The sequence below is a fragment of the Streptomyces sp. NPDC050423 genome, from assembly GCF_040655445.1.
In the GTDB taxonomy this organism is placed as follows: Bacteria; Actinomycetota; Actinomycetes; order Streptomycetales; family Streptomycetaceae; genus Streptomyces.
This window is the reverse complement of the sequence record NZ_JBFAJY010000042.1, coordinates 63,454-77,359: the sequence shown is the minus strand read 5'-3', so window position 1 is coordinate 77,359 and position 13,906 is coordinate 63,454. Positions and strand designations below refer to the sequence as shown.

Below are 13,906 nucleotides of genomic sequence, written 5' to 3'. Positions count from 1 at the left end.
CTTTGGGGGTTGTGGCCCGCTCGCGGGCGGGTTTGTGGGGGTCGCCCCGATACAACCAGTATCGGGGCGACCCTCCGCCTTGCGATCACACGCACCGGACACCGCCGGGCCCGCCCTTCGGGCGGACGGCGCTACTTTCGAAACACGCCCTGGGCCGAGCGCGCCGCGCCGCCTCGGCCGACGTACGCGGATGCGCCCGTACGGACGTGTGCGATCGCGCGGGACGCCGTGGTTCGCGAGGCTGGCCGGGAGTGTCCCGTGCCGGTACCCGCACGTCCCCAGGAGCAGGCCATGCAGCAGGACAAGCACCCTTCCTACCGTCCCGTCGTCTTCCGTGACCGTTCGGCGGGCTACGCCTTTCTGACCCGGTCCACCGCGTCGAGCGAGCGGACCATCGACTGGGACGACGGAAACAGCTACCCCGTCATCGACGTGGAGATCTCCGCCGAGAGCCACCCCTTCTTCACCGGGAAGGCCCGGGTGGTCGACTCCGAGGGCCAGGTCGCCAAGTTCGAGCGCAGGTACGGCGAGGACGGAGGCGCCGACGCCTCCTGACCCGTACGGGTCCCGAGTCCCCGGCCCCTTTTCCACCGGGCCGGGGACTCCGTCCGTCCTGACCGCACGCGCCCCGCACGGGGAGGTGACCCGTTCGGCCCAGTGGGCGCATCCTCGACCGGGGCCCGGCCGTTCGACCGGGTGCGGGTGTGAACGATGGCGGGAGGGCCGCGGCATGGTGCGGGACGGAGCGGCGACGGTGGTGACGGGCCTGGGGCTCGTGACCCCGGTGGGCGCCGATGAGCACGCCTTCTGGGCGGGGCTGTGCGCCGGGACCGGCGTGGCCCGGCACTGCGGGGAACTGGCCGGCCTGCCGGTCGACTTCGCCTGCCGGGCCGACGGGCCGGACCTGGACGAGGCGGTGGGCGGACGCGCCGTGTTCCGGATGGCGCGGTTCGTGAAGATGGCCCTCGTCGCCGCCCGCCGTGCCGTGGCGGACGCCGGGCTCCGCCCGGACCGCTGGGACGGCGGCCGGGTGGGCGTCGTACTGGGCGTCGGCGTGGGCGGTGTCTCCGTACTCGTCGACAACGTCCGCAGGCTGGACGCGGACGGGCCGCGCGCGGTCTCCCCGCTCCTCGTGCCGATGATGATGCCGAACGCGGCCGCCGGGGAGGTCGCCATCGACCTGCGCGCCCACGGGCCGAGTCTGGCCCCGGCCACCGCCTGCGCGTCGGGCGCCACCGCGATCGGCCTCGCCCGAGACCTGCTGACGAGCGGGCAGTGCGATGTGGTGGTGGCGGGCGGCGCGGAGTCCGTGGTGACTCCGCTGGTGGTGACCGCGTTCGCGGGGATGGGGGCGCTCTCGGTGCGCACCGCTGATCCGGCGGCCGCGTCGAGGCCGTTCGCCGCGGACCGCGACGGATTCGTCCTCGGCGAGGGCGCCGCCGTGCTCGTGCTGGAACGGGCCGGGGACGTCCGGGCCCGTGGCGGGCGGGCGCGGGCGGTGCTGGCAGGCACGGGCGCCGCCACGGACGCCCACCACCCCACCGCACCCGACCCGGGCGGCCGGGGCGCCCAACGGGCGGTCGAGGCGGCACTGGACCGGGCGGGCTGGGCCGCCCGCGACGTGGACCACATCAACGCACACGGCACCTCCACCCCGCTGAACGACGCCATGGAGAGCGCGCTGATCGCCCGGCTCTTCCCGCACCGGCCCTCGGTGACCGCGCCGAAGGGCGTCATCGGGCACACCCTCGCGGCGGGCGGTGCGATCGAGGCGGTGGCCACCGTACTGACCCTGGAACACGGCGTCGTCCCGCCGATCGCCAACCTCGACGCGCCGCCGGCGGAGTCCGGCCTCGACTGTGTGACCAAGGAACCCCGCAGACAGCGTGTCGAACGCGCCCTCAGCCACTCCTTCGGATTCGGCGGCCACAATGTCGCCCTCGCCTTCCAACGGGCCCCGGCACCTCACTGAACAGGAGGAAATGGGCTTCCAATGCTGGAATTCGGGTGTCCTGGCTGATTCCTGATCGTTCCTGTCGTATGACCACAACGATCGACAGCACCGCTGTGACCGAACTCGGCACGGAACGGGTCGCGGACCGGCTCACCACGGTGCTCCTCGGCGCGGACGCCCGCCGGGAGCACGGCTTCTGGCAGCGGATCATCGCCACCGACATGTTCCGCAGGCCGGCATTCCCCCCGCCCGGCCCCACCCCCGACGAACGGCTCGCGCTCGCCCACGCGCGGCTGCGCGCGCTCAACAACGCGCTGGACAGCGGCGCCAGGCTGGCAGCCGACCCCCGGGCCCTGGCCGCGCTGCACGAATGGCTCGCCCCGATGGACACGTCACTCGCCACCGTCGCGGGAATCCACTACAACCTCTTCCTCGGCAGTCTGCTGGACCACGACACCGGCCGGACCCGCGACCTGTCGGACTTCCTCGCGATGCGACGCATCGGGACCTTCCTCTGTACGGAGGTGGCGCACGGCAACGACGCCGCCGCGGTCGAGACGACGGCCACCTACGACCGCGCCCGGGACGGATTCGTGCTGCACACGCCGCACCTGGGCGCGCAGAAGTTCATGCCCAACACCAGCCAGGCCGGCGGCCCCAAGACGGGGCTCGTCGCCGCCCGGCTGCTCGTCGGGGGAGCCGACCGCGGGGTCTTTTTGCTGCTGGTGCCGCTCACCGACTCGCTCCGGGCCCTGCCCGGGGTACGGATCCGCAGGCTTCCGGCACGCATGGGCAGCCCCGTCGACCACTGCCTGACCTCCTTCGACCAGGTATTCGTGGGACGCGAGGCGCTGCTCGGCGGCGTACAGGGCCAGGTCGGCGAGGACGGGGTGTTCCGCAGCGGCACCGCCGGCCGCCGACGCCGATTCCTCGCCTCCATCGCCCGCGTGACCACGGGCCGCATCTGCATGAGCGCGAGTGCGGTCGGCGGTGCCCGGACCAGCCTCGCCATCGCGGTCCGCTACTCCGGCCACCGCTATGTCTCCGGGGGCCGCACGTTGCCGCCGCTGGCGGTGATCGCCCACCGCAGCCACCACGGCCCGCTCGCCGGGGCCATGGCCACCGTCTTCGCGATGAGCCTGCTGCACCGGCGGGCCCTGGACCGATGGGAGGCGGCGGTACACGGCCCGGCGCCGGAGCGCGAGGCCGCCGGGCAGCTGGTCGACGTCGCCAAGGGATGGATCACCTGGCAGGCCAGATCAGTGATCGTCGAATGCCGCGAACGGTGTGGCGCCCAGGGCCTGCTGGAGAACAACGGGATGACCGAGCTCGTCACCGGGGTGGAGGGTGCCATCACCGCCGAGGGCGACAACCTGGCCATCCACGTCAAGGCGGCATCCGAGATGGTCATCTCCGCGGTGCCGGAGCCACTGGACGCGGGCGACGCCCCGGACGGTCCGTCGGCCGGCGGCCTGGACGATCTGCGCCACCTCGGCCGGCTCCTGGCCCAGGTGGAGCGGATCCAGTTCGCCCGCTCCCGCGCACGCATGGCGCGGGCCCCGCACGGCGGCCCGCTGAAGCGGTGGAACGCGGGGTCCGGGCCCGCGCTGCGAGGCGTCGAGGCGCACGCCTACCGGCAGGCGGCCGACGCGTACGCCGAGGCCGTCGAGGGCCTGCCCGAGGGTCCCGCCCGCGAACGGCTGACCGAGCTGGCCCGGCTGTTCGCGCTGCGCTGGATCGAACGCAACAGCGGGGACCTGCTCGTCGCCGGTCACCTCACGGCCGGCCAGGTCGAAGGGCTGACGGAGACCACCGAGCAACTCGTCGCCGCCGTCGCCGCCCACCTGCCGGACCTCGCCGCCTCCTTCGGGCTGCCGGAGGAACTGCTCGCCGACTGGCCCATCGCGGGGGCCCGCTACGCCGAGGCGTACGACGACCCGGAGGCGTCCTGGCACACCGCCGGGCAGCCGGCACCCGCCGGGGGCGAGTGGTGAGAGCCGGGCCGGAGCGGGCAGCGCCCGCGCCGCTGCGCCGTGCGGCCGAGGCGGCACAGCGGCTCGGGGTCGGTGTCGTGCTCCTGGCCTTCTGGGGCACCGCGGCCGTGTTGTCGCGGTGGTGTCCGGGGACACGGGGCCACGGAGGCGAATCGGTTCGCCGCAAGGCGTAACTGGACGGACGCTGCTCAGTTACTCCGGCGTCGGGGCGGTGAGAGGCACCGCCCCGGGCACCCCCGCCGGACGGGCATGATGGAGAGGAAGACCATGAGCGCGATTCACCCCACGATCACCGAGGTACTCAGCCGTACCTTCAGGGTGCCTGTGGCCGAGATTCTCCCGGAATCCACGATGGACAGCCTGGACATGGACTCCCTGGCAGTCGCCGAGTTCGCCGTCGTCATGAGGGAGGCCCTCGGCGTCGAGCTGGACCCGAGCACCCTGCACAGGGACACCAGCCTCGCCGGGCTCACGGAGTTCCTCCGGGCGTCGGCCGGCGGCGAGGCACCGGTGAGCGCCGCCCGATGAAGACGCCCGCCATCGCCGTCACCGGCCTGGGAATGATCACCCCGGCCGGCAACGACACCGAGTCCACCTGGGACGGCGTGTGCGCCGGGGTCAGCCCGGCCCGCACCGTCCCCGCACTCGCAGGGTGCGCGATCGACTTCGCCTGCACGGTCGACGGCATGGACCTGGACGCCGCGATCGGTCGCCGTACGGCCTTCCGCATGGGCAGGTACGCCAAATTCGCCGTACTCGCCGCGCGGGAGGCGGTCGCCGACGCGGGACTCGACCCGGGCGGCTGGGACGGCAGCCGGGTCGCGGTCGTCGTCGGCACCAGCAGCGGCGGCTCCGCCGGTCTCACCGACCAGGCGCTGGTGCTGGAACGGCGCGGACCCGAGGCGACCTCGCCCTCCGGGATCCTGCTCACCATCCCGAACATGCCGGCCGCCGAGATCGCGATCGAGATGGGCGCCACGGGCCCGAGCCTGGCGCCCTGCACCGCCTGTTCGTCCGGGATCACCGCACTGTCCGTGGCCCGGGACCTGCTCGCCACCGGGCAGTGCGATCTGGCGATCGCGGGAGCCACCGAATCGACCCTCTTCCCGATCGCCATGACCGGATTCGCCAGATCCGGCGCGGCCGCCCGCGCGGACGGGGACCTGTCCCGGCTCAGCCGGCCCTTCGCAGCCGACCGGGCCGGGCTCGTCATGGGGGAGGGCGCCGCCGTCATGGTGCTGGAGCGCGCGGCCGACGCCGAGGCCAGGGGCGCCGAGCCGCGCGCGCTGCTCGCGGGCACCGGCGCCACCACCGACGCCCACCACCCCACCAGCCCGCACCCCGACGGCCGGGTCGCCCAGGCCGCCGTCGAGGCCGCGCTGCGCGACGCGGGCTGGCAGGCCGCGGACGTCGAGCACATCAACGCGCACGGCACGGCCACACCGCGCAACGACGCGGCCGAAGCCGCCCTCATCGGCCGGGTCTTCCCGCACCGGCCGCCCGTCACCGCGCCCAAGGGCGTACTGGGCCACTGCATGGGCGCGGCCGGAGCGATCGAGGCGGGGCTGACGATCCTCACCCTCCAGCGCGGAATCATCCCGCCGGTCGCCAACCTGGACGCACCCGCGCCCGGGTTCGACATCGAGTGCGTCACCAAGCAGCCGCTGGTGCTGCCGGTACGGCGTGCCGTCAGTCACTCCTTCGGATTCGGTGGACACAACGCCGTGGTCGCGCTCCTGCGGCCCTAGGAACACCTAGGCCGTTTCCGGCCGGTGGAGCGGTCCGGGACCCGCCCGTTCCACCGGCCGCACCGCCGCTGAGCTGCGAAGAGGTCGTGGTAGCGTGCCTGGGCCAGTCGAACTCCACGTAGGGGTCAGGGAATCCGGTGCGAATCCGGAACTGACGCGCGGCGGTGAGGGGGACGGGCGGGGCCAACGGCCACTGGGAGCCCCATGGGTTCCCGGGAAGGCGTCCCGACCGTGCGAACCCGAGTCCGAAGACCTGCTGGCGCCCGCGGTCCGGCACCGGGTCGCGGAACTCCGTACACCGGGCCCCGCGCATGGGCCCAGAGACGCCGAGGTACTTCGTGCCGCCCATAGGCGGCCCCGTCCGCTCCGCCGCCCTGCTCACGGCCGGAATCGTCCTGCTGACTGCCTGCGGCGGTGGCGGTGACAGCTCCGCAGCCAAGTCCACCGGGGGCGAGGGCTATCCGGTGACCCTGAAGAACTGCGGGCGCACCGTCACCGTGGAAGCCGCCCCGCGCCGGGCCGTCCCGGTCGACCAGGGGTCCACCGAGATCCTCCTCTCACTCGGCCTCGCCGACCGGCTGGCCGCGATGTTCTGCGACCGGATCGTGGTGATGAACGCGGGACGGGTGGTCGCGGGCGGGGTCCCGGCCGAGGTGATCACCCAGGAGCTCATCGCGGAGGTCTACCGGGTCAGGGCCGTCGTGACACCTGACGGCCCCGAGGGGCGGCCCTCGGTGCGCTTTCGCCCGGGGCGGCCCTGAGCCGACACGAGCCCGCGGCACACGAGAGGGCGGACCCCGTTGTGCGGGTCCGCCCCTCGCTCCTGTCCGGTACGCCTGGGACGGCGCGGTGCGCGGGGGTCAGCGGCGCCGTCCCTGACCGAACTCGCCGCCCATGTCCTTGCCGCCGATGTCCTTGCCGTCCTTGGTCATGCCGTCCGCGTAGTCGATCTGCTCCTTGCGCAGTTCCGCGGAGACTTCCTTCTGCTCGGTCACCTTCTTCGTTTCCATCCGCACCCGTTCGACCGGCACGGTCTCCTTCCGCATCGTGGCGCGTTCGGCGTGCAGGGTGACCTCCACATCCTGCTCGTTGATGTCCGAGCGGGCAGCCTTGTCACCGGGCTGGAGCGGCTCGCGCACGACGCGTACCTCTTCGTGCGTCACGGGCACGGTCCGGGTGACGTTCTCGGTGACGACGTACTTGTGCAGCCGGGCCTTGCCGCTCTCGTACTCCTCGGTGCCGATGCTCAGCTGCTCCTCGGAGCGGATGAGTTCCTCCTTGCCGCTCAGGTCGGCGGAGGCGGACCGTTCGGCGCCCGTTCCGGCTCCGACCAGCGGACGGGCCGTACCGGAGGTCTCGGCGTCCCGGTGCTTGCCCGTGCCGGCGCCCGCCGTACCGGCGGTGCCGGTCGTCGCCTTGCGCTCGGCTGCGGCGTTGGCGCCCATGGTCCCGGCTCCTACCCCGGCGGCCGCACCCGCTCCGGCCGCGCCCATGGTTCCGGTCCCGGAAGTGGTCGGGGTACCGGTGCCGGCGGAACGGTCGCCGAGCTTGCCGCCGGTGTTCCTGGTCAGTCCGTAGTGCCGGTAGAGCTCCTCCTCCTCGGAGACGGAGAGATGAGCGTCCGCGTCCACCCGGGGGGCTTCCTTGACGCGGTCCTTCGGATGGGAGATGTGCAGGTCGGAGCCCACGCGACGGGCTCCGGCGAGAGGCACGAAACTCTCCTTCATACCGAACAGGCCGGTCTTCACCGTGATCCAGTCCGGTCGGCCGGTGTTGTCGTCGACATACACCCGCCCCACGTTGCCGATCTTCTCGCCCGCGGTGTCGTACACCGTCAGGCCGTCGAGCTCTCCGGAATCCGTGAAACCGTCAGCGGCTCCCATGACCGATTCCTCCTACCCCGGGCGCGTCCTGTAGGTGGGTCCAGCAGGTAAGGCGCGTCCGGATTCCATCGCGCCTCACCCGGATGGACGCTGCAACTTCCCGGCCGGTGGGGGCGGGGTGCCGTACACCCGGCCCGTGGGCGCAGGCCCCGTGCGATGCCGTTGTGGACCGTACAGCCGGGTTAGGCCAATCGAGTGAGGGGCGGGCGACTGCGGCCCGCCCGGCGTGCCACCGTCACGCGGTCTTCCGTGACCGCCCCTGAGCAGGCCGTTCCCGCCGCGAGGCGAATTTCCGGCAAACCCTTGACACCCGTTGGGCCTGGCAGCATCCTTTCGCCAGAAATCGCAACGCCGTTGCGATTTCCGCACCGACAGATGGACGAAGTGGACGAAGGAGGCCCGGCCCATGGCTGAGCGCGGCACGGACACCACTACCCCGGCCCGCGACGGACAGCAGGCCCCCGGAGTGCTGCAGACCGTCGACCGGGCCCTGCTCGTCCTGCTCACGTTCACCGAACAGCGGCCCGAGTGGGGCGTCAGCGAACTGGCCCGCCACCACGGCTGGGACAAGGCGGTCGTCCAGCGCCTGCTCACCACCCTGAGCGCGCGCGGCTTCCTGCTCTGCGACGACGACAGCCGCCGCTACCGCCCCGGCCCGGCCCTGTCCCGGCTGGCCAGGGTCAGCGAGCACAGCGGAGTGCTGTCCTCGATCTCCCGGCCGATACTCGCCCGGCTGCTCCGCGAGACCGGCGAGAGCATCGTCCTCAACGTCCCGCACGGTGGCAGTTACCGCTGCGAAGCCGCCGTCGACGGCACCGGACCCGTCCGCTACACGGCGATCATCGGCGCCGTCATGCCCGGTCACGCCGGAGCGTCCGGGCACACCATCTTCGCGTACCACCCCGAACGCGAGATCCGGCAGATGTTCGGCGCCACCGGGCTGACGCGCTTCAACGACCGCACCATCACCGACCTGGACGCCCTGCTCACCTGCTACGCACAGGTCCGCGCCGACGGGTACTGCATCAGCCACGGCGAGTACGACGAGGCCGTCACCGCGGTCTCCGCGCCGGTCTTCCAGGGCGACGGCGTCCCCGCCTCGCTCACCGTCATCGGCCCGTCCCACCGCGTGGACCGGGCCGCCGACACCCTCGTGACGCTGGTACGCGCCGGAGCGGCGGAGATCACCGCCGCCCTCGGCGGCTGAACCGGCCCCCGCCCCGCCCGCGGCCGCCCGTAATGCCGCGCGCCCCGGCTCCGCCCTGCCGCGGAGACCCGGACATGCCTCCCAGCCCTGCAAACCGAAGGGGGTGCCCCATGGCGCACCACGTCTCCGCGCCGCACCCTGCCCCGCCGCCGTCCGCCCCCGACGAGCCCCGGTCGCACCCCAGGGTCATGGAACCCGTGCTGCTGGTGATCCTGGTGGTGCTCTCCGCCGTGGGAGCCGTCATCGGCATCGACCTGGTCTCCAAGCTGGGCATCTCCGCCAACACCTCGGTCGTCGGCGCACTCGTCGCCATGCTCATCGGCCGCATCCCCCTGGGCTTCCTGCGCCGGATGCGGTCCGTGCACCGGCAGAACCTCGCCCAGAGCGCGATCTCCGCCGCCACCTTCGCCTCCGCGAACGCCCTGCTGACATCCGTCGCCGTGCCGTACGTCTTCGGGCGCACGGACCTGGTGTGGCCGATGCTCGCGGGCGCGTTCATCGGGCTCGTCGTGGACGCCTGGGTGCTCTACCGCGCCTTCGGCTCCCGGCTGCTGCCCGCCGACGCGGCCTGGCCGCCCGGCACCGCGGCCGCCGAGACCATCAAGGCCGGCGACCGGGGAGGACGCCGGGCCCTGATCCTCGCGGGCGGCACCGCCGTCGGCCTCGCCGGCACACTCTTCAGCCTGCCGCTCTCCGCCGCCGGGGTCGCCTTCCTGGGCAACGTCTGGGCGCTGATGATGTTCGGCATCGGACTGATGCTGCGCCAGTACGGCCCGGACCTCTTCCACACCGATCTGGGCGCCGGATACATCCCGCACGGCGTCATGGTCGGCGCCGGCGTCGTGGCACTCGGCCAGGCCGTGCACCTGCTGCTCGGCCGTCGCGAGCGCAAACGAACCGCGGCCGTCGAGGAGACCCCGAGCGCCGTGCCCGTCCAGGAGACGGACCCGAGCACCGCGTACACCGTCGACGAACGCGCACTGCGGCTCTCCCTGATCCGCGGCTACGCGCTCTTCACCGGGGGCGCCGTGATCCTCGCCGTGCTCGGCGGGCTGATCGGTGACATGAGCCCGCTCGGCCTCGTCGGCTGGGTGCTGTTCGCCGCCTTCGCCGCACTCGTGCACGAACTGATCGTCGGCCTCGCCGCCATGCAGTCCGGCTGGTTCCCGTCCTTCGCCGTCACGCTGATCTTCCTCATCCTCGGCCTCGCCATAGGCATCCCGTCGGTGCCGCTCGCGCTGCTGGTGGGGTATGTCTCCGCCACCGGCCCGGCCTTCGCCGACATGGGGTACGACCTCAAGGCCGGCTGGCTGCTGCGGCGCGAGCACCGCCCCTGGGACCCCTTCGAGCGCGAGGGCCGCCGCCAGCAGTTCCTGGCCGCCCTCATCGGTTTCGCTGTCGCCCTCGCCGTCGTCGCCCTCGCCTGGCGCTCGTACTTCGGGCAGGGGCTCATCCCGCCCGTCGCCAAGGTGTACGCCGACACCATCAAGAGCGGGCTCAGCGACCCGGACGCGGTCCGCACCATGCTCCTGTGGGCCATCCCCGGTGCCGCCATCCAGCTGATCGGCGGCACCCGCCGACAGATGGGCGTCATGCTCGCCACCGGCCTCCTCATCCTCACCCCGCAGGCCTGCTGGCTGGTCCTCGGCGCCCTCGTCGTCAGGGTCGGCTACCGCAAGCTGCGCGGCCCGGCGGCCGACGAGGAACTCAACCTGGTGGGCGCCGGACTGATCGCAGGCAGCTCGCTCGGCGACTCGGCCCAGATCCTCAAGACCTGACGCCCCGCCACCCTCTGAACCACCGCCCGTACCACCGCACCACTCAGCACCACCCGCACGGCAAGGAGACCCCCATGGACATGTACAGCAGGCTCGAACCGCGTCCCGAGTACCTCAGCTTCGAACTCGCCCTGGCCGCCCGCAAGCTCGTCGAGGAGGTCATGCTCGTCAAGCGCGGCGAGCACGTCGTCCTCACCGGCGACACGAGCAGCGACCGCCGGGTCATCGAGGCCACCGCGCAGGCCGTCGCCGCCGCCGGCGCGCACCCCGTCGTCGTCTGGTACGAGACGCTGCCCGGCGCCTCCATGGAACCGCCCCGGCCCGTCGCCGGAGCCATCGCCGACGCCGACGTGTGGATCGAGTTCGCCGTCTCGTACCTGATGCACTCCGACGCGTTCCGCACCGCCATGGCGAACGGCTGCCGCTACACCAACCTCACCGCGATGGACGTCCAGATGCTGGTCGCCACCGTCGGCCGCCCCGACTTCCAGGGCGTCATACGCCTCGGCAGGGCCCTCGTCGCCCTCCTGGAGACAGCGGACGAGGTCCGGATCACCTCCGCCAACGGCACCGACCTGGTGGGCCGCAACGGCGACCGGCCGATCAACCTGCGGGGCAAGCCCGCCGAGAAGCCCGGCGAGACGGTCATGCTGTCCGGCCAGATCTCCTGGAACCCCCTCGAAGAGACCCAGGAAGGCGTGCTCGTCTTCGACGGAGCCCTGTGGCCGCCGGACGAGATCGGCCTGCTGCGCTCCCCGGTCCGCTGCACCGTCGAGAAGGGTGTCGTCACCAAGATCGAGGGCGACGCCGACGCGGACACCTTCCGCCGCTGGATGGAGTCCTTCGACGACCCGAACATGTTCCGCGTCGCGCACTGGTCGCTCGGCTTCAACCCCGGCGTGCTCGCCCCGACCGGCCGCATCGTCGAGGACGAGCGCGTCTTCGGCTGCGTCGAACTCGGCATCGGCACCAAGGGCGGCTGGATCGGCGGCGAACCGTGGGTGTCCGCCGCCCACACCGACGGCAGCGTCCTCGGCCCGTCCATCTACCTCGACGGTGTCGCGATCGAGGAGGACGGGCGCTACGTGCACCCGGACCTCGTCGCCATCTGCCGCGACCTGGGCGTCGCAGGCTACTGACCTCCCGGGCGGGCCCGCACCCCCGGGTGCGGGCCCGCCCGTCACCTGTGAAACCGTTCCGCGACGCGAGTTACGCGACGTGAGAGGAGCGCCATGCCCACCCCAGCCCCCGTCACCTACCGCCACGGCGGCCTGGTCTGCACCGACCACACCCTCGATGTGCCGCTGGACCACCGCACCCCCCAGGGCCCCGCCATCGCGCTCTTCGCCCGCGAGGTCGTCGCCGAGGGCCGTGAGCACGAGGACCTGCCCCGTCTCCTGTGGCTCCAGGGCGGTCCCGGCGGCCGCGCCGAACGCCCCAACGCCGCGGGCGCCTGGCTGCGCCGCGCGCTGAGCGAGTACCGCGTCGTCCTGCTCGACCAGCGCGGCACCGGCCGTTCGACCCCCGCCGACCGGCGCACTCTGGCCCGCTTCGGTACGGACTCCGAGGCCGCCGCCGGGTACCTCGCGCACTTCCGCGCCGACTCGATCGTCCGCGACGCCGAACTGCTGCGCCGCCGCCTCCAGGGCGAACAGCCGTGGAGCGTGCTCGGCCAGAGCTTCGGCGGCTTCACCACGCTCACCTATCTCGGCCTCGCCCCCGAAGGGCTCACCCGGGCCTACATCACCGGCGGACTGCCTACCCTCACCGGCCACGCCGACGACGTGTACCGCGCCGCCTACGCCCGCACCCTCACCCAGAACGAGCGCTACTTCGCCCGCTACCCGGGCGACCAGGCCCTCGCCGACGCCGTCGCCGCACACCTGGACACCCACGACGTCCGGATGCCGACCGGTGAACGGCTCACGGTGCGCCGCTTCCAGACCCTCGGCATCAACTTCGGCACCGCGGCCAAGTTCGACGCGCTCCACTACCTGCTGGAGACCGCCTTCGCCGACGGCGTCGACGGGCCGGAGCTGACCGACACCTTCCTGCGAGGTGTCGACGCCGCCGTGTCCTTCGCCGAACGCCCGCTGTACGCCGCACTCCACGAGCCGATCTACGCCCAGGGCGGCCGTGCCACCGACTGGTCCGCGCACCGCGTCCGCCAGGAGTTCCCCGCCTTCGACGCCACCGCCGGGGGACCGCTCCGGTTCACCGGCGAGATGGTCTACCCCTGGCAGTTCGAGGAGGACCCCGCGCTCGTCCCGCTGCGCGGCGCCGCCGAGGCGCTCGCCGCCCGCACCGACTGGCCGGCCCTCTACGACCCGGCCCGGCTCGCCGCCAACGAGGTCCCCGTCGTCGCCGCCGTCTACCACGACGACATGTTCGTCGACCGCGAGCACGCCCTGGCCACCGCCGACGCCGTACGCGGCCTGCGCACCTGGGTCACCGACGCCTACGCGCACGACGGGGTCAGGGCCGACGCCGCCGTGCTGGACCGGCTGATCGCGATGGCCCGCGGCGAGGCCTGAACCGGACACCGGGGCGGGGCGCCGCTCAAGGGCGCCCCGCCGCCGGCACATATGATCGACGGGACCACAGGCCGACCGCCGGCCCGCCGTGCCACCGAGGGGTGCCTCATCCGTTCCGTACGCATCCGGCTGCCCGAACAGCGCGGTGAACTGCTGGCCCGGCACGAGGACGGCGTGGACCTGCACCATCTGGTGTGGCGGCTGGGGCCCGGGTGGCGGGTGTGCAGCAGCGCCGTGCTCGGCGGCGGCATCGGCCCGCGCGAATGGATCCTCAACGCCCAGGTGCCCGGCGGCTATCCGCGGCTGGACCCCGACCGCCACCTCGCCGAGATCGCCGAGGCCGAGCACCTGACCGGGCCCGGCGCCGGACTGATGACCGCCGCCGATGTCACCGCGTACACGGTCGCCGCGGACGAGGGCGTGACGGCTACCGCCACCTGCGGCCTCGGCGTACGCGGCTGGGCGGCGGCCCCGGCCGAGGACACCGGCGCACCGCCGCGTCCCGGCACGGTCAACATCGTCGTCGTCCTGCCCGTGCCGCTCTCCGACGCCGCACTCGTCAACGCCGTCGCCACCGCCACCGAGGCCAAGGTCCAGGCCCTCCTGGATGCCGGACTCGACTGCTCCGGCACCCCCACCGACTCCGTCTGCATCGCCGCCCCCGCACCGGACGCCGGACCGGGCGAACCGTTCGCCGGGCCGCGCTCGCGCTGGGGCGCGCGACTCGCCAGAGCAGTGCACGCTGCGGTACTCGAAGGCGCGCTGCCGCAATCCTGAGCACTCCGAAACGCCGCGAGCCGACCCCGGG

The 13,906-nt window shown here is 73.1% G+C and carries 11 protein-coding genes, 2 pseudogenes and 1 riboswitch; of the genes and pseudogenes, 12 read left to right on the top strand and 1 reads right to left on the bottom strand.

What is annotated here, in order from left to right; all coding sequences use genetic code 11:
- Window positions 1-291: 291 nt before the first annotated feature.
- The 7 genes and pseudogenes from AB0I52_RS27005 to AB0I52_RS26975 form a co-directional block, all read left to right on the top strand.
- Window positions 292-555 carry a type B 50S ribosomal protein L31 gene (locus AB0I52_RS27005; RefSeq protein ID WP_363076830.1) on the top strand — a complete coding sequence of 88 codons (264 nt, stop codon included), beginning with the start codon at window positions 292-294 and terminating at the stop codon, window positions 553-555.
- A 175-nt stretch (window positions 556-730) separates the two neighbouring features.
- Window positions 731-1,972, top strand: coding sequence for a beta-ketoacyl-[acyl-carrier-protein] synthase family protein (locus AB0I52_RS27000; RefSeq protein WP_363076818.1), 1,242 nt, complete (start codon window positions 731-733; stop codon window positions 1,970-1,972).
- Window positions 1,973-2,040: 68 nt separating this feature from the next.
- Entirely contained in the window at window positions 2,041-3,948 is a 1,908-nt protein-coding gene (locus tag AB0I52_RS26995) for an acyl-CoA dehydrogenase (RefSeq protein WP_363076816.1), read from the top strand.
- Between the two features lie 267 nt (window positions 3,949-4,215).
- Window positions 4,216-4,476: an acyl carrier protein gene (locus tag AB0I52_RS26990; protein ID WP_363076814.1), complete on the top strand. Its 261-nt coding sequence runs from the start codon at window positions 4,216-4,218 to the stop codon at window positions 4,474-4,476.
- Complete coding sequence (locus AB0I52_RS26985) at window positions 4,473-5,696, top strand: beta-ketoacyl-[acyl-carrier-protein] synthase family protein (RefSeq protein WP_363076812.1); 1,224 nt, start codon at window positions 4,473-4,475, stop codon at window positions 5,694-5,696. Before AB0I52_RS26990 ends, AB0I52_RS26985 begins: the two co-directional genes overlap by 4 nt.
- A gap of 87 nt (window positions 5,697-5,783) precedes the next feature.
- Window positions 5,784-5,972: riboswitch (cobalamin riboswitch) on the top strand.
- A gap of 35 nt (window positions 5,973-6,007) precedes the next feature.
- Window positions 6,008-6,283 (top strand): annotated as a pseudogene (locus AB0I52_RS26980) (ABC transporter substrate-binding protein); the annotation flags it as partial.
- Window positions 6,275-6,457: pseudogene (locus tag AB0I52_RS26975) on the top strand (ABC transporter ATP-binding protein); the annotation flags it as partial. The pseudogenes AB0I52_RS26980 and AB0I52_RS26975, both read left to right, overlap by 9 nt.
- A gap of 99 nt (window positions 6,458-6,556) precedes the next feature.
- Here AB0I52_RS26975 and AB0I52_RS26970 read toward each other — a convergent pair.
- A complete protein-coding gene (locus AB0I52_RS26970; RefSeq protein ID WP_363076810.1) occupies window positions 6,557-7,579 on the bottom strand; it encodes a PRC and DUF2382 domain-containing protein in 1,023 nt (340 codons plus the stop codon).
- Window positions 7,580-7,985: 406 nt separating this feature from the next.
- Here AB0I52_RS26970 and AB0I52_RS26965 point away from each other — a divergent pair, with 406 nt between their 5' ends.
- From AB0I52_RS26965 to AB0I52_RS26945, 5 genes are all read left to right on the top strand, one after another.
- Window positions 7,986-8,786: an IclR family transcriptional regulator gene (locus AB0I52_RS26965; protein WP_363076808.1), complete on the top strand. Its 801-nt coding sequence runs from the start codon at window positions 7,986-7,988 to the stop codon at window positions 8,784-8,786.
- Window positions 8,787-8,896: 110 nt separating this feature from the next.
- Window positions 8,897-10,564 carry an OPT/YSL family transporter gene (locus tag AB0I52_RS26960; RefSeq protein WP_363076806.1) on the top strand — a complete coding sequence of 556 codons (1,668 nt, stop codon included), beginning with the start codon at window positions 8,897-8,899 and terminating at the stop codon, window positions 10,562-10,564.
- Window positions 10,565-10,638: 74 nt separating this feature from the next.
- The gene (locus tag AB0I52_RS26955; RefSeq protein ID WP_363076804.1) at window positions 10,639-11,703 is read left to right on the top strand and encodes a hypothetical protein; all 1,065 of its coding nucleotides are present in this window, start codon (window positions 10,639-10,641) and stop codon (window positions 11,701-11,703) included.
- Between the two features lie 93 nt (window positions 11,704-11,796).
- Window positions 11,797-13,098 (top strand): alpha/beta fold hydrolase, encoded by a 1,302-nt coding sequence (locus AB0I52_RS26950; RefSeq protein ID WP_363076802.1) that lies wholly within the window; start codon window positions 11,797-11,799, stop codon window positions 13,096-13,098.
- Between the two features lie 51 nt (window positions 13,099-13,149).
- Window positions 13,150-13,875, top strand: a complete 726-nt coding sequence (locus tag AB0I52_RS26945) for an adenosylcobinamide amidohydrolase (RefSeq protein WP_363076800.1) — start codon at window positions 13,150-13,152, stop codon at window positions 13,873-13,875.
- Window positions 13,876-13,906 lie beyond the last annotated feature (31 nt).